The following is a 24,175-nucleotide window of genomic DNA, read 5'->3' on the forward strand; positions in this document are numbered from 1 at the left end:
GTATTAAAAAGTATAATTTTGTTTTTAAAGAACTTCTTTTATAGCTTCTAATAGAATATTGCAACCAGCGTCAAGTTCTTCATCAGAAATTGTTAAAGGAGGTGTAATTCTAATTGCCCTTCCTTCAAACAAAAGAAAGAAAAGAATTAAGCCTTTTTCTAAACATTTAAAAATAATTTTAGAAGCTAATTCCGGAGTTTCTACAATTGCAGCCAACATTAAACCTTTACCTCTAATTTCTTTAATGGCAGAATGTTGTAGTTTTTTTCTGATAATATTTTCTTTTCTTTTACTTTCTGATATTAAATTTTTATCTAAAATTTCAGTTACAGCAGCATGTGCAGCAGCTGCAATTACAGGATGCCCAGCAAAAGTAGAAATATGACCTAATTTTGGATTGTCCTTAAGTAAGGTCATATGCTCATAAGAAGCAATAAAAGCACCAGTTGGCATTCCACCACCTAAACCTTTACCAGTTATTATAATATCTGGAATTACGTTATAATTTTCAAATCCCCAAAACTTTCCAGTTCTTCCAATTCCAGTTTGTATTTCATCTAAAATTAATAATGCTCCAACTTCTTTACAACGTTGTTTAACTTTTAATAAATAATCATTTTTTGGTTCTATAAAACCAGCTCCACCTTGAATGGTTTCTAAAATTACGGCTGCAGTTTTTTCTGATATTTTATTTAATTCTATAGAATTATTAAACTCAATAAATTTAATACCAGGTATTAAGGGTCTAAAAGCAGCATTTTGTTTTTCTACTCCAGAAACACTCATTGAACCTTGAGTATTACCATGATAAGAATTTTTTGCTGCAATAATTTCTGCTCTATTCGTAACTCTTTTTGCTAATTTTAAAGCACCTTCTGTAGCTTCTGTACCTGAGTTTGTAATATAAACTGATTGTAATTCATTAGGTAAAGTAGATGCTAAAAGTTTACATAAACCCACTTGTGGTTTTTGAATAAACTCTCCATAAACCATTACATGTGTGTAAGTATCAACCTGATTTTTAATTGCTTCTGATACTTTTGGATGATTATGACCCAAACTATTTGCAGAAACTCCAGCAACAAAATCTAAATATTTTTTATTAGAAGTATCGTAAATATATGATCCATTTGCGTGAGAAATTTCTATTGCAAGTGGGTGAGGAGAGGTTTGTGCTTGATATTTAAAAAAATCTTCTTTCAATTTATTGCTGTTTTAATGCATTTGGAGATTTTCTTTTTTTCTTATCCTTTTTATCTTTTAAAATAGCTTTCGGTTTTTCTTTCGATTTTTTTTCTAAAGGATCTCTTTTAGGTGTGTTTTTATCTATAATAAAGATATCATTTTTAGTTTTGGGTTGCTCTTCTTCTCGCCAAATAAAACCTTTTAATTTTTTTATGTCTTCTGGTAATTTTGATGGCGGATATGTTTTTCCATCAGATTCTTTAAGATATTTAATAGATACAACTTCACCATCTTCAAACATAAAATCAATATTACTAGAAATTTCTTTTGTAATAGTTTCTAAAACTTGAGTTTCTTCATTTCTATTATAATAAACAGATTCTGCATTCCCTTTTACTAATAAAGTTTTTAGCTTACCTTCTAAAAATTTACCATACATATTTCTACCTTTTATTTGGTTAAAAATATCTTCTGCTAAAGAATCTTTAGAAATAATAAAGGCATTGTTAAACACTTTTAAAGAATCTAATTTTTTAGTTTCTAGGTTAGATTGTAAGTAAATACTATCTCCAGTAATTTGATTTTTTTCAGACCAGATTACTGGGCTTCTATACATTTTTGTATAACCAGTTACTTGATTTGTATGAATAGAATCGCATTTGCCTTGTAAATCAGATTTAAAGATTTTTACATTATGATATGTTCTTACAATTCGCTTTTCTGGTTTACCTGTTATTAATAAAGTATCTCCATGTATAAACATAGAATCTTTTTCTATAATTGAAATGGCTACTGCTCTTCTTATAATGTAAAGTGAATCTTTTTTCTCAAATAATTCAGCATAATGTCCTCTAGAAATAAAATTCTGAACAGTGTCTATTACTTGAATATTATTGGTTGCAGAAGCAAAGCCTCTTTTTTTATCATAATACAAACTATCGCCTTCTACAGTTCTTTCTTTTAAAAAGAGTTTTGCATTTTTTGTAAAATGAGAAATATCTGTTTTAGTATTGTAAAAACCTTTTTCTGAATATAATTTATTTTCGTTTTGAGTATTTGTTATAGTTGATGGTCCATATAAATAAGCTACACCAGAATTGGTATAATAATCTAAATGGTTCGATTCTAAATTATGTTCTGGGTTTACAACTGTTACTCTAGTTGTCGCCGTAAATTTTTTGTTTTCTAAATAGTAATTTCCATTTTTACTTTTTAGTGTATTTGTTTCGTCTTTAATAGTACCATAACTTTGGTAATACAACTTCTGATTTATTCTGTCAAACTGTAAAGTATCCGTAGTTAAAGTCATTGTAGGGTCTGTTAACACTACATTTCCCCAAGAAAGTGCTTGTTTAGAATTAGCATCGTAATCAGCATAATCACTAGTTTGTGTAATGGTATCTCCTTGTTTTATAAATACATTACCTATAGCTTTAAAAAAATTCTGTTTTCTGTAGTATAATGCTTGCTGACAAGTTAAATCTATACCTTCGTGATTCATTTCTACATTACCTATAAGTACTGTAGCTCCAGGATATTTTTCTTCGTCAGCTTCTTGAATTTCAGCCTTGTATTGAATTTTTCTTTTTGGTTTTTCTTTTCCATCAATTTTTTCTTGAGAAATAGAAGCTAAAGAAGAAAAGATAAGGTATAAAAAAAATATTTTTTTCAAATGATTTGTTTTGCCACAAAAATAATGAAAAGAATATAGTTGATTACTAAAGAAAAGTAAAAGTTAAATTTTAATAAGTAAGCCTTTTATGAATTCCAATTTTTCATTTTCTTATGATAATAGTCATCTTTTACAGTGTTTAATAGAAATATATTGCAAATTAATTAAACAATTAAATTAAAAAATGAAAAACGTACATTCATTTCACATACCTGTTATGGGAATAGGTTTTACAATAGATTCACCCTTAAAAGTAGCGCAATATGGTATTGACTCTGTAATTTCTTTGGTTGATGATATTTTAGTAGAAAAAATGCGTAAACTTTATAGCCAAAAGTTTCAGATTCCTTATCAAGAAATATCGGATAAAGTTGATGATTTTAGAGCAAAAAGAATTACATCATATTTAAACTTATTACATGAGCAAACTGAGCAAAAATTTAATCAGTTAAAAAATATAACTTCAGAAAAAAGTTCAGCTTTAAGAACTTACATCAATATGTTACCAGAATATTCTGATGTTAAAAAAGATTTTTTAAAACTTACTGAAGAAGGTGTTGATTTTAACAAATTAAAAGAATGGGCTAACAAAAATTTAAAAAAGGGGAGTATTGATGTAAATATCATGACAAAAGTTGATAAAGAAAACTACCTGAACAAAGAAATGTTACCTGTAGAATATAATGATGCTCATGCTGCTTTGCGTGGTTTTGCTGAAAGTAAATTGGCATCGTCTTTAGTACTTTCTGCAGGCATGAACCCTAAATTGTATTCATATATTAGTAAGTTTAATGATTTTTATCCAGATGAAAAAGGATATATTAAAAAGAAAATTATTCTAAAAGTTAGTGATTTTAGATCTGCATTTATACAAGGTAAATTTTTAGCAAAAAAAGGTTTATGGGTATCAGAATACAGAATAGAATCTGGTTTAAATTGTGGTGGTCATGCTTTTGCCACAGATGGTTTTTTAATTGGACCTGTTTTAAATGAGTTTAAAGAGAATAAAAATACTTTAGTTGAACAAACCAAAACTTTATTGTTAGCTTCTTTAAAAGAAGCTAACAAGGTTTTACCAATAACTAATTTGGATTTAAAAATCACTGCACAAGGAGGTGTAGGTAATGAGGAAGAACATTCTTTTTTATTAGAAGAATATAATTTAGATTCTATTGGTTGGGGAAGTCCTTTTTTATTAGTGCCAGAAGCTACAAGTGTAGACAATAAAACAATAGAAAAACTAGCAAATGCTAAAGAAAAGGATTTGTATTTAAGCAATACTTCTCCTTTAGGAGTGCCTTTTAATACACTTAGAGGTAATACTAAAGATATACAGAAACAAGCTCTTATTGATAAAAACAGACCAGGTACATCTTGCCCAAATAAATTTATTCAATTGAATAAAGAGTTTAAAGATTCTGGATTGTGTGTTGCATCAAGAGAATATCAACATTTAAAATTAAAACAATTAGATAGTTTAGATTTAAATGCTGATGAGAAAAAGAAAGAATTTAATAAAATTGTAGAGAAATCTTGTATATGTGTTGGTTTAGGTACTTCTACTTTAATATTAAATAAATTAGATACTAATAAAACAGGAGATGGGGTTTCTGTATGTCCAGGTCCTAATATGGCTTATTTTAATAAAATAATGAGTTTAGGTGGAATTACAGATCATATTTATGGAAGAAAAAATATGGTTTCTAGAATTGATAGACCTAATGTATTTATCAAAGAATTATCTCTTTATACATCTAATTTACAAGAAAAATTGAATGATTTAAAATTATCTTTTGATAAAAAGCAACTTCGTTATTTAGTTAAGTTTAAAAATAATTTAGACAAAGGAATTCAGTATTATAATGAGGTTCTTTTAGAGCGTAAAGAATCTTTTATCAGTCAGAAAGAAGTTTTATATAATGCACTAAAATTTGAAGAATCTAAATTAATTTTAATTGGTGAAGAAATTAATAAATTAAAATAAATTTATAATTTAACGAAACAAAAAAGCATCTTTAAGAAATTAAAGATGCTTTTTTTATTTTATGATTTGATTAAACTATCTGTTAATAGTTTGTTTTCTATCAGGTCCAACAGAAACAATTTTTACTGGTACACCTGTTTCTTTTTCAATAAAAGAAATATAGTCCATTAAGTTCTGTGGTAATTCATCAGCAGAAGTCATTTTAGTTAAATCATCTTCCCAACCTTTAAATTCAGTATAATTTACAGAAACATTTTCTGGTTCTATATTGTATGGTAAATGCGTAATTTCTTCGCCTTTATAGTTGTAAGAAGTACATACTTTTAAAGTATCGAAACCAGAAAGTACATCTCCTTTCATCATCATTAATTGAGTAACTCCATTTACATCTACTGCATATTTTAAAGCTACTAAATCTAACCAACCACATCTTCTTGGTCTACCAGTTGTTGCACCAAATTCATGACCAACTTTAGCCATTGTTGCTCCATCTTCATCAAACAATTCTGTAGGGAAGGGGCCAGAACCAACTCTTGTAGTGTATGCTTTAAAAATACCAAAAACATCGCCAATTCTATTTGGAGCAACACCTAAACCTGTACAAGCACCTGCTGCAGTTGTGTTAGATGATGTTACAAATGGGTAAGTACCAAAATCGATATCTAATAAAGATCCTTGAGCACCTTCTGCTAAGATTGTTTTTTTGTCTTTTATAGCTTGGTTTAAAAAGGCTTCACTATCAATAAATTCTAAAGTTTTTAATTTATCAATTCCTTTACAAAACTCTGCTTCTAATTCTTCTAAATTATATTCTATTTGAACATCAAAGAATTCTAACATTTTAATGTGCTTTTCTGTTAAAGCATCGTATTTTTCTTTCCAGTTTTCTAATTCTAAATCGCCAACACGCATTCCATTTCTACCAGTTTTGTCCATATAAGTTGGGCCAATTCCTTTTAAAGTAGAACCTATTTTTGCTTTACCTTTAGATGTTTCTGAAGCTGCATCTAATAATCTATGCGTAGGTAAAATTAAATGTGCTTTTCTAGAAATTAATAATTTAGAAGTATAATCTATATTATGTTTGTCTAAATTTTCTAGTTCTTTTTTAAAGATAACAGGGTCTATAACTACTCCATTACCTACAACGTTTAAGGCAGTTTTATGAAAAATACCAGAAGGAATTGTGTGTAAAACGTGTTTATAACCATCAAAAATTAAAGTATGCCCAGCATTTGGACCTCCTTGAAAACGAGCAATGATGTCGTAGTTTGTGGTTAAAACATCTACAATTTTACCTTTTCCTTCATCTCCCCATTGCAATCCTAGTAATAAATCTACAGCCATTATATTTTTGTGTAATTATTTAGTTGTGTAATTTTTAATCTTTTATTTGTGTGTTGAAAACTGTTTATTTCTTTTTTGTTCCGTAAAAATAAAGGGAATGATTATGAATATCAATCTCAAAAATTTCTTCGATCGTTTTTTTGATAATTTGAATTCTTGGGTCACAAAACTCTTTAACATCACCTGTGTCAGTAAAAATTACGTGATCATGGTTCTTATCAAAATAACTTTTTTCATAACGAGCCATAGATTGCCCATCAAATTGGTGTTTACGCACCAAACCACAATCTAACAACAAATCTATTGTGTTATATAATGTTGCTCTACTAACTCTATAGTTTTTATTTTTCATTTTGATATATAAAGATTCTATATCAAAATGCTCTTCAGCATCATATATTTCTTGAAGTATAGCATAGCGTTCAGGAGTTTTTCTGTGCTTATGCTCTTGTAAATAGGTGGTAAAAACTTTTTTAACTACGTCTTGATTTTCAAGAGAATTACTCATTATATTAACTTTTACAAAAAAACAAATTTACAGTTATTTCTTAATTAAAATACACTTTTCTAAGAATGATATTTACATTCTATTAACACGTTCTACTTTTTTAACGCCTTCTACTTTTAAAATGCGCTTAATTAAGTTGTTTAATTGCGAACTATTTTTAACGCTTAATGATATTTTTCCATCAAAAATACCTTCATCTCCAGAGATGTTTATTCTCTGTAAATTAACTCCATTACTATTTGTTATAATTCGAGTTACGCTGTTAACAATACCTGAATGATCTACACCACTCATTTGTAAAACTGCTTTAAAATCTTGTTTAGTAGAGTCTATCCATTTTGCTAGCATAATTCTATATGCATAATTAGATTGTAGAGAAATTGCATTTGGACAGTTTTTTTTATGAACCTTTATACCATCATTAATTGTTAAAAAACCAAAAACTTGATCACCAGGAATTGGGCTGCAACATTTAGACAGGGTGTAATCTAATTTTTCTTCTTCTTTACCAAAAACTAACGCATCGTATTTGTTAGTAACTTCGTCTAAATTCTCTTTTATTTCTTCGTGAGTATTTGGAGCTCTTCTTAATTTTGTTTTAAAGAAATTTAAAATTGTACTATTTCTTTGGTTTACAAATGCTTTTAATTGTGTGTTATCTAAAGCACCATTACCAATTCTATAAAACAAATCGAAACTTGTTCTTAATTTAAAATAAACAACTAATTCATTAATGGTTTTATCGTTAAAAGGTATTTTTAAATGACGTAGTTTTCTGGTTAAAATAGCTTTACCTTCTTCTGCAATTCCTTTTTCTTCATCTTTTAATGCAGCTCTAATTTTTGTTTTTGCTCTGGCAGTTATTACAAAATCTAACCATCTTGCATTAGGTTTGTTTGTAGAACTAGTTATTACTTCTATCTGATCTCCACTTTTTAAAATATGGCTTAATGGTACTAATTTTCCATTTACTTTTGCTCCTCTACATTTTAAACCAATATCTGTATGTATAGAAAATGCAAAATCTAAAGCAGAAGCATCTTTTGGTAGGGATTTTAAATCACCTTTAGGTGTAAAAACATAAATTTCTTTTGCATATAAATTTAGTTTAAAATCTTCTACAAAATCAACTGCATTTAAGTTATGGTTTTCTAAAGTTTCTTTTAATTTATTTAGCCAACTTTCTAAACCACTTTCGTTTTTTAGGTTTTGTTTGTATTTAAAATGTGCAGCATAACCTTTTTCTGCAATTTCGTTCATTCTTTCAGAACGAATTTGAACTTCTACCCATTTTGCGTTAGGACCAATAACTGTTATATGTAATGCTTCGTAACCTGTAGTTTTTGGTTGCGAAATCCAATCTCGTAATCGTGCAGGGTTTGGTCTAAAATTATCAGTAACAATAGAATAGATTTTCCAAGCATCGTGTTTTTCATCCTCAGAAATAGGTTTAAATACAATTCTAATTGCATATTTATCAAAAACTTCATCAAAAGTAACATTTTGCTTGTGCATTTTTCTACGGATAGAAAAAATAGATTTAAATCTACCTTTTATTTCATAGGTAAAATTTTCTTTATCTAATCCATTTTCTAATGTTTCAGCAAAACGATTTAAGTAACCTTGTTGTTCTTCTTTACTTTCTTTTATTTTTGTTATTATACTATTGTAAACTTCTGGTTCAGTATATTTTAAGCCTAAATCTTCTAATTCTTGTTTAATATTATATAAACCTAACCTGTGTGCTAAAGGTGCATAGATGTAAATAGTTTCTGATGCAATTTTTACTTGTTTATGAGCTGGCATTGCGTCCATAGTTTGCATATTATGCAATCTGTCTGCAATTTTTATCAAAATAACTCTAACATCATCATGTAATGTTAAGAGCATTTTTCTAAAATTTTCTGCTTGTATAGAAGCGTCTTGTTCTTTATTTAAACGAGAAATTTTTGTGAGTCCGTTTACAATTCTTGCAATTGTTTCTCCAAACAACTGCTCCATATCATTTAAGGTATAATCTGTATCTTCTACAACGTCATGCAATAAAGCTGCTGCAATAGAAGTTGCACCCAAACCAATTTCCATAGCAACAATTTTTGCTACTGCAATTGGATGGAAAATATAAGGTTCTCCTGTTTTTCTTCGCTGACTAGAATGTGCATCTACAGCAATATCAAAGGCTTTTCTTATGAGTTCCTTATCTTCTTTAGATAACACCTCATAAGTACCTTTTAGCAAATCTTTGTAACGATTTGCTATTTCCTTATTTTCTTCTTCTGGTGTTGCATTATACTCCATAAACTCAATTAAAGGCTTAGTTTAAAACTTAAGTGAAGTTAGCAAATTAATTTTAACAGCCAAAGAATTACTTTTCTAAATTTATAATTCTTTGCAACAAAGTTGGATGTGAATAATGCATAAAAACATAAGCAGGATGAGGCGTTAAATTACTCAAACTATTTTTTGATAATTTTTTAAGAGAAGTAATTAAAGGTAAGCCAGCAAAAGTTTCTTTAGCATAATTATCTGCTTGATATTCGAATTTACGCGACATATAATTCATAAATAAACCTGTAATTTCTGATATTGGAGAATATAAAATTCCGAAAGCAATTAAACCAATATGAAAACTAGGAATTGAAACACCTAATGCTTCTGATAAAACAGATGAATTTATAAAAACAGATAAAATAAATAAAGTGAATCCTGTTAGTAGGATAGAAGTGACTAAATTAAAAATGATATGTTTCTTTTTGTAATGTCCAACTTCGTGTGCTAATACAGCTACAATTTCGTCTGTTTCTAAGTCGTTTATTAAAGTATCGAAAAGTGTAATTCTTTTTTGTGCACCAAAACCAGAAAAATAAGCGTTTGCTTTTGTAGATCTTTTAGAACCATCAATTACAAAAATATTGTTAAGTGTAAAACCAACTTTTTCTGCGTATTTTTCTATGGCTGATTTTAATTCTCCATCTTCTAAAGGCGTTTGTTTGTTAAATAAAGGAACAATCAATTTTGCATAAAACATATTCATAAACAAAGAAAAAACGGCTACTAAAATCCAGGCGTAAATCCAGAAATTTTCTCCTGCAAATTGATAAAACCAAATGATGAGTGCTAAAATTCCTCCTCCAATTATTGAAGACATTAACCAACCTTTGATTTTATCTAACCAAAATGTTTTTTTTGTTGATTTGTTAAATCCGAATTTTTCTTCGATTACAAATGTTTTGTAATACGAAAAAGGTGTTGTTAAAATATCTGAACCTAACATTATAATGCCGAAGAAAATTAAAGCAACCAAAATTGGATGATTAGTATAACTTCTTGCAAAATCATCTACTAATTTAAAACCATCAGCAAAAAAGAATACTAAAGTTAAAATTATTGAAAATGATGATGTTAAGTTAGAGAATTTTTCGTTCTCTTTTTTGTAGGCTTGCGATTTTTTATATTCTTCATCATCATAAACATCAGCTAATTTTTCTGGTATTTTATCATCAAAATGTTTAGCATTTAAGGCATCTAAAATTTTATCAATAATAAAACTGATGATAATTATCGAAATAAGTACATAAAATAGAGTAGTGGGTTGCATTAATCTTTTAAATTTTTATGTGCATGCATTGCTGCACCAATAATACCTGCATTGTTTCTAAATTCTGCAACTTTAATTTTAACATCAGTTTCTAGATATTCTTTAAACTGGTCGTATTTTTTACTAATTCCACCTCCTAAAATTATTAAACTTGGTGAATAAACAATTCTAACATAATTTAGTAATTCATCAAAACGTAAAGCCCATTGTTTTAGCGTTAAATCTTCTTTTTTTCTGATAGAATCTGCAGTGTAAAATTCAATGATTTTTCCATTAGTATGTAGCATTTTACCTAATTCTAAATTAGGAATTAAAGTTCCGTTATAAAACAAACCAGAGCCAATACCTGTACCAATTGTAATTACAATTGTAACACCTTTTTGGTCTTTACCAGCTCCTAAACTCACCTCTGCTAACCCTGCTAAATCAGCATCATTACTTACATAAAAAGGGAGTTTAGTAGCTTTTTTAAAAAGTTTATCTACTTTAACATTTAACCATTTTTCGCTTAAATTACCAGAATGAATACATTGCCCATCTACAATTGTGGTAGGAAAACTACAACCTACACCTTTTTTCCAATTAAAATGTTCTACCATTTCTTTAACAACCTTTGCAACAGCCTCTGGAGTAGCAGGTTTTGGTGTGTCTATTCTATGCCTTTCAGAAATTAATTCTCCTGTTTTAGTATCAACAATTGCTGCTTTTATTCCTGATCCTCCAATATCAAATCCTAATATTTTCATTCTTAATATTTTAAATTTATGATTTATTATCCAGCGAATTTGTGAATATTACTTATTGTTTTATCCTTCTAAAATATATTATTTTTTTAAAATTAAAGTAATATAAAAGCTGAATTGTTAGGTTTTATTTAAATTTTCTTTGTCTTTTAGCTTCAAATATAACAATTGCAGCTGCAACAGAAACATTCATAGAATCGATTTTACCTTGCATTGGTATGTTTATATTTTGAGTCGCTTTTTCTCTCCATATTTCTGATAAACCTGTTGCTTCTGTACCCACAACAATTGCAGATCCTTTTGTGTAATTTTCTTTATGATATTCATTAGAATTCTGCAATGTAGCTGCATAAATATCAATTTTATTATTCTTTAAATAACTTATAATTTCTTCGGATGTTGCTGTTGCAATTTGATTTGTAAACAAACAGCCAACACTAGACCTAATTATATTTGAGTTGTATAAATCGCTTTTTGGATCTGCAATAAAAACAGCATCAATATTAGCTGCATCAGCAGTTCTTAACAAAGCACCAATATTGCCTGGTTTTTCTATACTTTCTGCAACTAGAATTAAAGGATTTTCATTTTTGAATTCAATATTATCCAAAGAAAAACTTTTAGATTTAGTAACAGCAATAATACCTTCTGTAGATTCTCTATAGGCTAATTTTTGATAAACTTCTTTTGATATTTTAATTCGATTAATATTTGAATTAAATAGTGTTAAAATTTCTTTTTCTGATATGAGATCTTCATCAAAAAGAATAGTTTCAAAATTATAATTAGACTCAATTGCCAAGCTAATTTCACGTTTGCCTTCAATAATAAATAAACCTTGTTTTTTACGTTCTCTAGATTTCTCTTGAAGTTTTATAAGGTTTTTAATATAAGAATTATGAATGCTAGTAATTTCTTTCATTGTTGCAAATATACCTTTTAACACGATATTAAAATAAATTATGTTTCTTTTATTATTGTAAAATACCTATATGTAGGTATTGTTCTAAAACAAAATAAATTTAATATTTGATGCATAGGAACCAAGTTAAAGTTTACATAATTTTAAAGGAAGGTTGTTATAAAGAAAAAGAAAATTTTAATTTGTTTTGACAAAAGAGGCTCGAATTTTTCGAGTCTTTTTTATTCTTAATTTATAAGAATTTTATAGAATAGTTTTTCTTTTCTTAATAAAATGTGTGAAATAAGATAAATGTTTGATTATTAAATGTAATATATATTAAAAAAGCCCTGATTTTCATCAGAGCTTTTTATCAAATTTAATAAAACTATTATTCAGTTTTGTATTTATTAGAATAGCGTTTCCAAAGTTTTGTTTGATGTGATTCTAAGCTAATATCTCTACCTTGTATATAAGCTTTTGTTAATTGGTTAGTTCTCATATCTAAAGCATCACCTTCAGAAATAAATAATGTTGCGTCTTTACCAACTTCTAAAGTTCCAGTAGTATCATCTATACCTAAAACTTTAGCTGAGTTAGATGTAATTAATTGCAAAGCAACTTCTTTATCTAAACCATGTGCAGAAAAAGTACCTGCATAAAAAGGAAGGTTTCTAGTATTCATACGTTCCATTTGCCCTTCCATACCAATACTAACCACAACACCTTTATCTGTTAAAGTTTTTGCAATAGTATACGTATAATCGTAAGCATCATCTTCTGAATTCGGATTTCTGTGAGGTCTATTCAATACCACAGGAATATTATTATTAACTAACAAATCTGTAACACTTTCAGAACCTTCACCACGAACTATAACAATATTATTAATTCCAGATGCTTTTGCAATTGTTACTGCATCTGTAATTTCTCTTGCTCCACTAACGTGGATAAACAATTTTTGAGAACCATTAAAAAGCCCTTCCATTGCTTGGTATGGTAAATGCATTTTCTCTTTTTTACTAGCTAAATAAGTTTTAGCATCAGTAAAATAATCTTTAATTTTAGTTGTACTTTCAGCATATTTAGGATTAGGTTTTAATGCAGGATCTTCTCCTAACCACCATCTACCACTTGTAAAACTTCCTGGCCAATTCATATGAATTGCATCATCCACTTTAAGAGCAGCATCTTCCCAATTCCAAGCATCTAATTGCACAATAGAAGAAGTACCAGAAATTGTACCACCTCTTGGTGTAATTTGTGCCATTAAAACTCCATTTGGTCTCATAGACTCAACAACTTTACTTTCGGCATTGTAAGCGATTAAACTTCTAATATGTGGATTAGAAATACCAATTTCTCTTTGATCGTCACTTGCTTTTACAGCATCAATTTCTACTAAACCTAAAGTTGAGTTTGCAGCAATAAACCCGGGGTAAACGTGTTTACCTTCTGCTTTTATTACTGTTCCTTGTCTTGCAATTTTCATCATTGCAGAACCTACAAAAGTAATTTTACCATCATTAAAGATAATTAATGAGTTTTCTATTACTTTACCATTACCTAAATGTGCAGTTGCACCTTCTATAGAAATAGCTGTACTTTGTTTATCTGCAGGTGTTTGTTGTGCGTTTATGTTTCCTAATGCTAAGAAAAACAGTAAACTATATATTATTTTTTTCATCATTTCTAGCTTTTATGTTCTTCTAAAGTATCACAGTGAAAATCTCTATCACCTCTTTTCATTGGGGCCTTAGTTTGTCCACCACTTGTTTTTTCTTTTAACATCATCTTAATTAAAGTACTTTTTTCTTCTTTAATCGCTTCACGTTTTTTAGCATCTATAGCTCTATCAAAAAATACTTTTCCGTCGATAATTGTTTTTTCTACTTTAGCGTAAATAGACATTGGGTGATTGTTCCATAAAACTACATCAGCATCTTTACCTACTTTAATACTACCTACTTTATCATCTATATGTAATAATTTTGCAGGATTTATAGTTACTGTTTTCCAAGCTTCTAATTCAGACATTCCACCATATTTAATAGTTTTGGCAGCTTCTTGATTTAAACGTCTAGACATTTCTCTATCATCTGAATTAATAGCAACAGTAACACCAGCATTGTGCATAATTGCAGCATTGTAAGGTATTGCATCATTAACTTCGTATTTGTAAGCCCACCAATCAGAAAAAGTTGAACCACCAACTCCATGTTCTGCCATTTTATCTGCAACTTTATATCCTTCTAAAATATGTGTGAAAGTGTTTATAGTAAAATCGAATTTATCTGCAACTTTCATTAACATATTAATTTCTGATTGTACATAAGAATGACAAGAAATAAAACGTTCTCCGTTTAAAATTTCGGCTAAAGTTTCCATTTCGTCATCTTTTCTATAAGGTTTACCACTTTTCTTTAAAGCATCATATTCTTTTGCTCTTGTAAAATAATCGATAAACATTTGCTCAACACCCATTCTTGTTTGTGGAAAACGAGTACCATTTCTACTTCTAGATTGTTTTACGTTTTCACCCAAAGCAAATTTTATAAACTTAGGCGAATCATCATAAATCATAGACTCAGCATTTTCTCCCCATTTTAGTTTGATGATTGCAGAGCGACCACCAATAGGATTTGCAGAACCGTGTAAAATTTGAGCAGATGTTGTACCTCCAGAAATATTTCTGTAAATGTTAATGTCTGTAGGATCTACAACATCTTCTATAGTAACTTCTGCTGATGAGTTTTGTGCACCTTCATTAATAGCAGATGCTGCAATATGAGAATGCTCATCTACAATACCAGCTGTTAAATGTTTACCTGTACCATCAATAACAGTTGCTTTATTTGATTTTAGGTTTTTACCAATTTTAGATATTTTACCATCAACTAAAAGAACATCTGTGTTTTCTAGAATTCCATCAGCTTCACTAGTCCAAACAGTAGTGTTTTTAATTAAAAGTATTTCTGATTTTGGTTGTGCGAAATTTCCAAAACCAATATTAGGATAACTCACAGGCATTACTGCAACAGCTTCATCAGTTTTCTTTTTCTTGCCACTTTTTTTCTTATCTTCTTTTACTACTTTTTTACTTGCAGACCAAGAAGTTTCATTACCTTTAGTATCGTAAGCAATACCTTGCATTACGTTAGATGGATTTACAATTTTACCCATCATTCTAGTATAACTATTTTTTTCGGTTAAGGTGATAGCAACCCAATCATCTTTAAAAGAAAATTTAGCTTTTACTTTTTCGTCACCCATTTTAACGGTTCCAGTTTGTTTAGCACCTTTACCAGAAATGGTTAAATCGTAATTTTTATCGTTTACAGAAAGCATATAAGTACCTGTAATATCTTTGATATTCATATCATTAATTACATTTTTAGCACCTTGTACCCAGTTTTCGTACATTGTAGTTTTTGCATCAAAAACATCACCAGAAGTAATAATAAAGTTTGCATAACTTCCTGTTTTTAAGTTTCCAATAGAAGAATTACCAATAATACTTGCAGGAATTGTTGTTAATGCAGCTAAGGCTTTTTCTTTATCAAAACCATATTTAATGGCTTTTTGTAAATTTTTATGAAAAGATTTTACTGATTTTAATTTATGCGTTGTTAAAGCAAAATTCACTCCGTTTTTAGCAAGTACACTTAAATTTGATGGCTCTTGATTCCATTTACGCATATCTTGTAAAGAAATTTGTTCTGCCAAAAGCGGATTAGAAACATCATAAGCAACACTAAAATCTATGGGAATAATAAAATTTGCATTAGTAGCTTTGATGTCTGCAACACGTTCGTACTCATCTCCAGAACCAACAATAGTATATTGTACAGAGAATTCATCACCAACTTTATCTGCTCTTATAGCATCTAAATGGTTATCAGTTTCAAAGATTTGTACAAGTTTTTTATTACTATTAAAAGCTTCTAAAGCCAAATCTTTATTTTTCATATTACCTTTTGCATACCAATCTGCATCATTATAAACTTGGCGTAATAAAGCCATTGCACCCATTCTAGAACTTGGGTACATTTGTTTAGATTTTGCACTTTTTTGAAAAGATAAATACTGTGCAGATTTTGTATCTAAAATTCTGTAAGCATTTGTAGAATTAGGGTTTAAAGCTACAAGTAAACCATTTCCACGAACAATACCATCTTGTAAGTGTGTGTTTACAACTCCAAAACCAGCATCAATAAAACCTTTTGCTTTTTTAGCATCGAATTTAAATCCATTAATAGGGTTTGTTTCTGGTCTAATATGGTCGTTCCAATAATAACCTTCTCTTTCAGAAGCATATTGAGAGCCACCAAATCTACCTCTTTCTCTAGTAGGTTTTGTTATTCCAAAATCAGAATAAACATCAATAAACGAAGGGTAAATTGTTTTACCTTTTAAATCTGTGGTTTGTGTGCCATTAGGAATTTTTACAGATTTACCAACACCAACTACTTTACCATCTTTAATTAATAAAGTACCTTTTTTTATAACTTCTGTTGGAGTTACATAAATGGTTGCATTGGTAAATGCATAGGTTGTGTTTTCAGTTGTTTTTACTCCAGCATCCGTAGGAAAATAATCTTGCGCTTGTATGACCGAAAGCGACAAGAAAAAGAGTAAGGATAATAGTTTTTTCATGTGTTTTTAATAATTTGAATTAACTATAAATTTATTGATAAGCATTTTGTAAAATGTTAAAGGATGTTATTTTTAACAAATTTTTAAGAAAATTGATAAATACGAAGGAGTCTAGGTTTTTGAAATTCAGTATTTTAAACAAAGAAATAATACTATAAAAACTGATTAAAAATAGTAGTTAATAATATATAAATGGAATAGAATTTTAAATTATTAGTATCAATATTAAACTTAGAGTTTATTAGAAACTTCAAAATAAGAGATTAATAAATCTACCACATAATTATAAGATGCTACACCTTTGGTTTGTTTATTTGCTTTTAAATAAGCATTGTAGCCTTTTTTTACAAGAGGCTCAAAAGGATTTTTATAGGCTTGCCAAAATAAATAACTATTGTTAAAATCTTTGGCAATACCTTTATTTACTGTTAACCAAAGCTCTTTTGATAAATTACTGTCTCGTTTTCGAATTTCTGAAATACAATACCCAAAAGCCATTCTATAACTGGCGTATTTAAAATAAATATCATCATTATAATTGGCAGCTAAAAAACCTACAAAATTAGCTTCATTTTCTGCAGCAAAACCAATTTGATGCGCCATTTCATGACAAGTAGTGGTTGGGTAACTGGTTTTAGGTATTTTATCATTTACCTGAGCTTCTCCTGTTAACGGATTTAGATAACCAGAAGTTCCATTATAAGTTTGTAATAAACTCATTGAAGAACTCTTTACCGCTGAAAATTGATATTTTAATTGCTGAAAATCTTTTGCTAAATTATCATAACCAGAAATTGCCATTTTATACATTTCCTTTTGATGGTAAGGATTATCAACTTTTAAAGTATCGCTTTTTGTAATTTTAAACTGATAATAATTAAGTTTCTCAATAATATGTTTGGTAACTTTTGTAAGTTGATCTGTAGTATATTTTTGTTGCTGATAATTTAAGTTTTTTGCCAAAGGTTCTCTGTAATAATTTAATCCCCAGAAAAGATAAAAACAGAAATATATTACTGATAAAACAGCCACAAAGTGAACAGTTTTTGGAATAAAATTTTTGAATTTAGATTTTATCAATATAAAAATAAAACGGACGAAAATAAAGAGGGCAAAAGCTATTAATAAGTCGCCCACAGAAAAAGGAATCCAGCCTAAAAGTATTCTGAAAAATGATGAAATGTATGGATAAATTCCATTGGAATAATACCTTTCAATAATAGCAGGATTATTACTTATAATTTGCATTAAAAGCATTTGAATTGGTAGAAATATTGCTAAGAAAATGTGTCTTTTATTCCATTTCATTTGTGTAAAAATAGGGAATCAAAATAGAAGTTGACTGGTTATTAACAAGATAATAACAATTTTGTTTACAATAATTGTCAACAAATTAAAGTTTAATATTTATGGTTAACATCAACCTAAAAAAGTACATTTGTGATAATGGAAAAAACGAACACGATAGCAGGGAAAAAGATTGACAAGTCCAAAATCATTAGCCTTGAAAAAGGTAAAATTCCACCACAAGCAGTAGAATTAGAAGAAGCTGTTTTAGGTGCAATGATGATTGATAAAAAAGGGATTGATGATGTAATTGATGTGCTAAGTGCAGAAGCTTTTTATGAATCTAAACATCAAGAAATATATGCTGCAATATATGAATTGTTTCAAAATTCTGAACCAATTGATATTTTAACAGTTTCTAATTTATTAAGAAAAAATGGTAAACTTGAATTTGTAGGTGGTGATTTTTATCTGATTAAATTAACCCAAAAAGTTGCCTCTTCTGCACATATTGAGTTCCATGCTAGAATTATTTTACAAAAATTTATTCAGCGAAGATTAATTACAATTTCTAGCGAAATTATTGAAAATGCTTATGACGAAGGTTCAGATGTTTTTGAATTATTGGATGAAGCTGAAGCTAAACTTTTTGAAGTTACTCAAGGTAATTTAAAGAAAAGCTCAGAAGATGCAGGTTCACTTGTAAAACAAGCATTACAGAAAATTCAAGAAATTGGTAATCAAGAAGGTATGTCTGGTTTAGCAACTGGTTTTACTAAATTAGATGCTTTAACTTCTGGTTGGCAACCTTCAGATTTAGTAATTATTGCAGCAAGACCAGGTATGGGAAAAACTGCATTTGTAATTTCTATGGCAAAAAATATGGCTATAGATTTTAATCATGGAGTTGCTGTTTTCTCGTTGGAAATGTCTTCTGTTCAGTTGATAACTCGTATGATTTCTTCAGAGACAGGTTTAACTTCAGAAAAATTAAGAAAAGGTAATTTAGAACCTCATGAATGGGAACAATTAAATGTTAAAGTAAAACGTTTATCTGATGCGCCTATTTTTATAGATGATACTCCATCTCTTTCTGTTTTTGATTTACGTGCAAAAGCAAGACGTTTAGTATCGCAACACAATGTTAGAATTTTAGTGATTGATTATTTACAATTAATGACAGCAGGAGGAAAAGCAGGAGGAAATCGTGAGCAAGAAATTTCGATGATTTCTAGAAACTTAAAAGCCTTGGCAAAAGAATTATCTGTGCCAGTAATTGCATTATCGCAGTTATCTAGGGCAGTAGAAACTCGTGGAGGATCTAAAAGACCACTTTTATCAGATTTACGTGAATCTGGAGCCATTGAACAAGATGCTGATATTGTAAGTTTCATTTTTAGACCAGAATATTATGGAATGACAGAATGGGATGATGATGAACACACACCTTGTGAAGGTCAAGGAGAATTTATTGTAGCAAAACACAGAAATGGTGGTTTAGATAATATACGTTTAAAATTTACTGGTCATTTAGCAAAATTCTCAGATTTAGAAGAAGGGTTTAGTTCAGAATTTCAATCGTCTATGAACAATCCTTTTGATGATGATAACACTATAAACCAAAGAATTGAGCCAAAAGATGCTTTTGGTGATGATGGAGATGATGTGCCTTTCTAGTTGTTAATCTACATTAATAAAAAATTTATTAATTGTAAAAAAATAATAAATTTATTTAAGAAATTTTAATAAAAACTATTTTTTGATTAAAGATGTTTTAGAAATTACTTGGCTTGTATTTTACCCGTAAATACATCCATAATTTCTATTACTTTAGTGGCTTCTTTTACGGTACATGGATTTTCTCCTTCACCTAAAAAATGGTTTACAGTTTTATGAATCATTGGTTCTTGAATGTTTACAGGATTCGAAAAATTGAATTCACTTTCAGAATCATCTGTTTTTAAGTAAACATTTTCGCCATAAAAAGAAAACGTAATAACACCTTTTTCTCCGTAAATTTTACATTCGTCTTTTGTGTTTTTCTCTGATGCGTTAAAATTCCAGATTCCTCTAAAATGAATTCCGTTTTTAAATTCGATAATTCCGTTAACAATTTCATTTACACCATTTTTTTCTGATGATGTTGCAAAACCTTTTGCATTTTTAACATCACCAAAATAATGATACATCAAATCTAATTGATGAGGAGCAATATCATAAAAATAACCACCACCTGAAATTTCGGGTTTTAATCTCCAATCACTACTAGTATTTATAACTTTGTTGCTTTTAGATTGTAGAATTTGGATATCAGCAAATAAAATTTTTCCAATACTATTTGTATCTATCAATTCTTTAACTTTTTTAAAATTAGGCAATTCTCTTCTGTAATGAGCAACAACCACTTTATCATTAGGGTTTAAAATTTTATTTAAAATTAAAGCTTCATTATAATTTATAGTGATGGGTTTTTCTAAATACACCAACATTTTTGCGTCTAAACATTTCTTTATAATTTCTAAATGAGTGGATGGTGGTGTAGCAATATAAACTGCATTAATTTTAGTGTTTGCTAATAAGTCATCTACAGAATTATACCAAAATTCAACTTGATGTCTTTCTGCAAAATCTTTTGATTTTTCTGCATTTCTACGCATAACAGCTACTAAATTAGAGTTGTTAACTTTTTGAAAAGCAGGTCCGCTTTTTAGTTCTGCAACATCTCCACAACCAATAATACCCCAGTTTATTTTATCCATTTATAACAGTAAAAGATTAAAAATTAAGTAGTCATTAACAAAATCTAAGATAAAGACTTTATATGTTTGTAAGATAAAAATATCTATCCATAAAATATAAATTTTATAAGGATATCATTACATTTGGAATATGAAGAAGCTTTTTACTATACTATTTTTCTTAATCATCACAAACCCTATTTGGGCATCTTTTATTTATGTGCCTATGAATCATGATAATCAGAAAAATCATTTAAAAGCTTATGGAATTGTTTATTTTGGTTTAGAAGCAGGTTTAAAGTCGAAATGGTTATTAAATTATGATGGAGGTGCATTTTTGATAGAAAATAATAAAGCCATAGAAAATGAATGTAAAATTAGAGGAGTTTCTTATCAAATTATTTCTGATGCGAAAGCACAATTAATTTTACAAGAAATTTCTTCACCATCATCAAACCAAGAAGCAGTTACTTTAGAAAAAGCACCTAAAATTGCAGTGTACTCACCTTTGGATAAAATGCCTTGGGATGATGCTGTAACAATGGTGTTAACCTATGCAGAAATTCCTTTTGATGTTATTTATGATAAAGATGTTTTGGCAGATAAGTTATTGATTTATGAGTGGCTTCATTTACATCATGAAGATTTTACAGGGCAATATGGTAAATTTTATGGTTCTTTTAGAGTTGCACCTTGGTATGTAAAAGGGAAACAAAATGCAGAAAAATTAGCCAAAGAATTAGGTTACAATAAAGTATCCGAAGAAAAATTAGCAGTTGCAAAAAAAATTAGAGATTATGTAGTTGGTGGTGGTTTTATGTTTGCAATGTGTTCTGCAACAGATAGTTTTGATATTGCCTTGGCTGCAGAAGGTGTAGATATTGCAGAAGCTATGTTTGATGGTGATGCTACAACACCTAATTATCAATCTAAAATAAATTACAATAAAACTTTTGCTTTTACCAATTTCGAATTAGAAAGAAGTCCAACTAAATACGAGTTTTCTTCTATAGATATGACACGTAAACGCAGAATACCAAAAACTTCAGATTATTTTTCTTTGATAGAATTCTCTGCAAAATGGGATCCTGTACCAACAATGTTAACACAAAATCATACAATATTGGTAAAAGGTTTTATGGGGCAAACCACTTCTTTTGATAGAAATACTGTAAAATCGAATGTTTTGGTTTTAGGTGAAAATAAAACAAATAGAGAGGCAAGATACATTCATGGTACAAAAGGAAAAGGAATGTTTACCTTTTATGGAGGTCATGATCCAGAAGATTATACGCATAGAGTAGGAGATCCAAAAACGGAATTAGATTTGCATCCAACATCACCTGGTTATCGTTTAATTTTAAACAATGTATTATTTCCTGCAGCTAAAAAGAAGAAGCAAAAAACTTAAGCCAACTTTTATATGCAACTAGGAAAAAGATTTAAACAGCTTCTTTTTTATTCAACTCTTTAATGTAATAAGAAGGTTTTAAACCTGTTTTTTTATGAAAAGCATTAGAAAAAGACTCTGCATTTTTAAAACCAACTTCATTTGCAATTGCTTTAATCGTATATTTTTTTATGGTTGAATCTCTTTGTAAGATGTCTAGAGTATGATTAATTCTCAACTCATTTAAATAAGCAGAAAAGCTTTTACCTTTATAATGATTAATTATTTTTGATAGATAATTAGAATTAGTTCCTAAACCTTTAGCTAAAGAATTTAAGGTAATCGAAATATTTGTAAACTCTTTTTTGGTTTCAAAAATCTTTAATTGTTTTAAAGTTTTGGTAACAACTTCTTCTGGAACAGCTATTTTTTTAATTTTAATAATTTTATCTGCTGTATTTTCTTTTTTAATGGATAGTTCTTTTTGTAATTGGTAAAAACGTTTTTTTAAGCCTTTTCTTTTTTGATATTGATAAACCATTAAAATTATAGCTAATAAAGCAATACTTGTTAAAATAATTTTAATAATGTTAGAAGTATGAGCTTCTGCTTCAAGTTTTTTAATAGCCGCTTCTTTTTCAGCTATTAATATGGGGTTATCGTATTCTTCTGTAAATGTTTTAGCAAGATTTTTACTTCTAATATGCAGAATGCTATCAACTTTTATTAATTTTTCTATGTATTTTAATTGATTTTTTAAGTCGTTTTTATTCTTATAATAATTTATTAAAAAATTGTAACTGTTTTTTTGAGATGATAGTGTAATATTTGTTTTTTGATATAAAGAATCTATTTTTAGATTGTATAACAAAGTATTTTCTGGCTGATTTAATTTTGAGTAAGATTTAGCTATAAAATTATAAATGGAAGATAAGTTTGGGTAATCTTCATTGTCTATAAATAAAGGTGCGACTTTTTTATAACTGTTAATAGCAGATTTATAATTCTTTTGTTTATAACTTATATGTCCTTGTGTACGATATGAGTATCCAATAATTATAGAATTATTAATTTTTGCCCCAAATTCTTGAACCTTTTTATTGAAGTAAAGAGCAGAGTCATACTGCTTTGTTTTAATGTAAAGTGTAGATAAATTCTCTAGTAAAGAAAAATAGTTATCATCATCAATTTTTTGTTTGTTTTGGTTGTAATAATTGTAAGATTTTAAAAAAAGTTTTTTAGCTGCCGATAATTCTTTATTTTTTATTTTTAAAACTCCAATTCTTTGTTTAATAATAAATTTAAGACTATCGTTTTTATTGGAATATTTTAGAGCTAAAAGATAATTTTTTAAAGATTTATTGTTTTTTCTAGCTACAATATAATACCAACCTTTATTCATATATGCATATGCAGGAAACATTTTTGTAGGTTTCTTTTCTGTTTTTAAGATTAAATCATCTAAATAATTAAAATAAATTGAATCATTTTTAAAAAACTCACCTAAATAGTAGTATCCATCTATACTATTTATAGTGTCTTTTTCCTTTTTCGCTTTGTTTAAATAAATATCTGCATATGTTTTTGCTTTTATAGAATCTACAAATTTATATTCATAATATTTATCAGATAAAAAATTAAAACTAGAGTCTATTAACGTGTTTTTAGTTTGCGCATTTAGACCATTTAACAAAAAATATATAAAAATAAATTGCAGATAAAGATATTTCTTATTCATATAAGATTTATGAACTCCAAAATTAAAGAATAATTTCTTAAATCACTCGATTTTCATAAATATCGTGTGTATATATTAGTGTTTTCTAGAGACGAACTCTACTTTCGTGCTATCATAAAATGTTGACATTTTATGTAAACAATGGGAAAGTTAAGTGAAAAAGAATATTCCTCAACTAGATAATTATAATTATCATTATTTAATTTAGATTTTTATGCAGAGTATCAAATTCTTTTTTAAATATTGTATTATTTTTTAATTAAAAAAAGCCGAAAAGCTATTAAAGTAGGCAAATGTTTAAAACCTATTTGATTTATAAATCAAATAGGTTTTAAATTTAAAAAACGATTCTATTTTATTTAAAAAACAGAGGCTTTACTTAAAATTTGTTTCATTAAAATAACAAGATTTACATTTATAATATCTAT

At 28.2% G+C, this 24,175-nt stretch carries 16 protein-coding genes; 3 read left to right on the forward strand and 13 right to left on the reverse strand.

Annotation, left to right across the window (positions count from 1 at the left end; all coding sequences use genetic code 11):
- Positions 1-24: 24 nt before the first annotated feature.
- On the reverse strand, positions 25-1,203 hold the full coding sequence (locus ACJJVK_RS13070) for an aspartate aminotransferase family protein (RefSeq protein WP_405566520.1): 1,179 nt from the start codon (positions 1,201-1,203) through the stop codon (positions 25-27).
- Between the two features lies 1 nt (position 1,204).
- Entirely contained in the window at positions 1,205-2,857 is a 1,653-nt protein-coding gene (locus ACJJVK_RS13075; protein WP_405566522.1) for an OstA-like protein, read from the reverse strand.
- Positions 2,858-3,041: 184 nt separating this feature from the next.
- On the opposite strand from ACJJVK_RS13075, the gene ACJJVK_RS13080 reads away from it, so the two are divergent.
- The gene (locus ACJJVK_RS13080; protein ID WP_405566524.1) at positions 3,042-4,841 is read left to right on the forward strand and encodes a hypothetical protein; all 1,800 of its coding nucleotides are present in this window, start codon (positions 3,042-3,044) and stop codon (positions 4,839-4,841) included.
- 75 nt (positions 4,842-4,916) lie between these two features.
- On the opposite strand, the gene ACJJVK_RS13085 is transcribed toward ACJJVK_RS13080, so the two are convergent.
- From ACJJVK_RS13085 to ACJJVK_RS13125, 9 genes are all read right to left on the reverse strand, one after another.
- Complete coding sequence (locus ACJJVK_RS13085; RefSeq protein WP_405566525.1) at positions 4,917-6,188, reverse strand: adenylosuccinate synthase; 1,272 nt, start codon at positions 6,186-6,188, stop codon at positions 4,917-4,919.
- A 64-nt stretch (positions 6,189-6,252) separates the two neighbouring features.
- The gene (locus tag ACJJVK_RS13090; RefSeq protein ID WP_215995555.1) at positions 6,253-6,696 is read right to left on the reverse strand and encodes a Fur family transcriptional regulator; all 444 of its coding nucleotides are present in this window, start codon (positions 6,694-6,696) and stop codon (positions 6,253-6,255) included.
- Between the two features lie 72 nt (positions 6,697-6,768).
- Positions 6,769-8,994, reverse strand: a complete 2,226-nt coding sequence (locus ACJJVK_RS13095) for a RelA/SpoT family protein (RefSeq protein ID WP_405566527.1) — start codon at positions 8,992-8,994, stop codon at positions 6,769-6,771.
- Between the two features lie 67 nt (positions 8,995-9,061).
- The gene (locus tag ACJJVK_RS13100; protein WP_405566529.1) at positions 9,062-10,294 is read right to left on the reverse strand and encodes a M48 family metallopeptidase; all 1,233 of its coding nucleotides are present in this window, start codon (positions 10,292-10,294) and stop codon (positions 9,062-9,064) included.
- Positions 10,294-11,040, reverse strand: a complete 747-nt coding sequence (gene ppgK, locus ACJJVK_RS13105) for a polyphosphate--glucose phosphotransferase (protein WP_215995552.1) — start codon at positions 11,038-11,040, stop codon at positions 10,294-10,296. The genes ACJJVK_RS13100 and ppgK overlap by 1 nt, the downstream gene beginning before the upstream one ends.
- Before the next feature lie 124 nt (positions 11,041-11,164).
- Entirely contained in the window at positions 11,165-11,959 is a 795-nt protein-coding gene (locus ACJJVK_RS13110; RefSeq protein ID WP_405566531.1) for a TrmH family RNA methyltransferase, read from the reverse strand.
- A gap of 370 nt (positions 11,960-12,329) precedes the next feature.
- The gene (locus ACJJVK_RS13115; protein ID WP_405566533.1) at positions 12,330-13,625 is read right to left on the reverse strand and encodes an amidohydrolase family protein; all 1,296 of its coding nucleotides are present in this window, start codon (positions 13,623-13,625) and stop codon (positions 12,330-12,332) included.
- Positions 13,626-13,630: 5 nt separating this feature from the next.
- Entirely contained in the window at positions 13,631-16,594 is a 2,964-nt protein-coding gene (locus ACJJVK_RS13120; protein WP_405566535.1) for an amidohydrolase family protein, read from the reverse strand.
- Positions 16,595-16,825: 231 nt separating this feature from the next.
- Complete coding sequence (locus ACJJVK_RS13125) at positions 16,826-17,902, reverse strand: DUF3810 domain-containing protein (protein WP_405566537.1); 1,077 nt, start codon at positions 17,900-17,902, stop codon at positions 16,826-16,828.
- A 138-nt stretch (positions 17,903-18,040) separates the two neighbouring features.
- Between ACJJVK_RS13125 and dnaB the strand changes: the two genes are divergently transcribed.
- Positions 18,041-19,558: a replicative DNA helicase gene (gene dnaB, locus ACJJVK_RS13130; RefSeq protein ID WP_215995548.1), complete on the forward strand. Its 1,518-nt coding sequence runs from the start codon at positions 18,041-18,043 to the stop codon at positions 19,556-19,558.
- Between the two features lie 104 nt (positions 19,559-19,662).
- Here the strand turns inward: dnaB and ACJJVK_RS13135 are convergent, their stop codons facing one another.
- Entirely contained in the window at positions 19,663-20,640 is a 978-nt protein-coding gene (locus ACJJVK_RS13135) for a Gfo/Idh/MocA family protein (RefSeq protein WP_405566539.1), read from the reverse strand.
- Between the two features lie 205 nt (positions 20,641-20,845).
- Here ACJJVK_RS13135 and ACJJVK_RS13140 point away from each other — a divergent pair, with 205 nt between their 5' ends.
- The gene (locus ACJJVK_RS13140) at positions 20,846-22,030 is read left to right on the forward strand and encodes an asparagine synthetase B (RefSeq protein ID WP_405568377.1); all 1,185 of its coding nucleotides are present in this window, start codon (positions 20,846-20,848) and stop codon (positions 22,028-22,030) included.
- A gap of 31 nt (positions 22,031-22,061) precedes the next feature.
- On the opposite strand, the gene ACJJVK_RS13145 is transcribed toward ACJJVK_RS13140, so the two are convergent.
- A complete protein-coding gene (locus ACJJVK_RS13145) occupies positions 22,062-23,747 on the reverse strand; it encodes a helix-turn-helix domain-containing protein (protein WP_405566541.1) in 1,686 nt (561 codons plus the stop codon).
- Between the last annotated feature and the right edge of the window lie 428 nt (positions 23,748-24,175).

Origin of the sequence: Polaribacter sp. Asnod6-C07, from assembly GCF_045063625.1 — a bacterium.
In the GTDB taxonomy this organism is placed as follows: domain Bacteria; phylum Bacteroidota; class Bacteroidia; order Flavobacteriales; family Flavobacteriaceae; genus Polaribacter; species Polaribacter vadi_A.

Excerpts from the sequence above, each read along its gene's own strand:
- ACJJVK_RS13145 (WP_405566541.1), bottom strand. The coding sequence starts at position 23,747 with ATGAATAAGAAATATCTTTATCTGCAATTTATTTTTATATATTTTTTG.
- ACJJVK_RS13100 (WP_405566529.1), bottom strand. The coding sequence starts at position 10,294 with ATGCAACCCACTACTCTATTTTATGTACTTATTTCGATAATTATCATC.
- ACJJVK_RS13125 (WP_405566537.1), bottom strand. The coding sequence starts at position 17,902 with ATGAAATGGAATAAAAGACACATTTTCTTAGCAATATTTCTACCAATT.
- ACJJVK_RS13095 (WP_405566527.1), bottom strand. The coding sequence starts at position 8,994 with ATGGAGTATAATGCAACACCAGAAGAAGAAAATAAGGAAATAGCAAAT.
- ACJJVK_RS13090 (WP_215995555.1), bottom strand. The coding sequence starts at position 6,696 with ATGAGTAATTCTCTTGAAAATCAAGACGTAGTTAAAAAAGTTTTTACC.
- ACJJVK_RS13110 (WP_405566531.1), bottom strand. The coding sequence starts at position 11,959 with ATGAAAGAAATTACTAGCATTCATAATTCTTATATTAAAAACCTTATA.
- ACJJVK_RS13120 (WP_405566535.1), bottom strand. The coding sequence starts at position 16,594 with ATGAAAAAACTATTATCCTTACTCTTTTTCTTGTCGCTTTCGGTCATA.
- ACJJVK_RS13140 (WP_405568377.1), top strand. The coding sequence starts at position 20,846 with ATGAATCATGATAATCAGAAAAATCATTTAAAAGCTTATGGAATTGTT.
- ACJJVK_RS13135 (WP_405566539.1), bottom strand. The coding sequence starts at position 20,640 with ATGGATAAAATAAACTGGGGTATTATTGGTTGTGGAGATGTTGCAGAA.
- ACJJVK_RS13115 (WP_405566533.1), bottom strand. The coding sequence starts at position 13,625 with ATGAAAAAAATAATATATAGTTTACTGTTTTTCTTAGCATTAGGAAAC.
- ACJJVK_RS13085 (WP_405566525.1), bottom strand. The coding sequence starts at position 6,188 with ATGGCTGTAGATTTATTACTAGGATTGCAATGGGGAGATGAAGGAAAA.
- dnaB (WP_215995548.1), top strand. The coding sequence starts at position 18,041 with ATGGAAAAAACGAACACGATAGCAGGGAAAAAGATTGACAAGTCCAAA.
- ppgK (WP_215995552.1), bottom strand. The coding sequence starts at position 11,040 with ATGAAAATATTAGGATTTGATATTGGAGGATCAGGAATAAAAGCAGCA.
- ACJJVK_RS13080 (WP_405566524.1), top strand. The coding sequence starts at position 3,042 with ATGAAAAACGTACATTCATTTCACATACCTGTTATGGGAATAGGTTTT.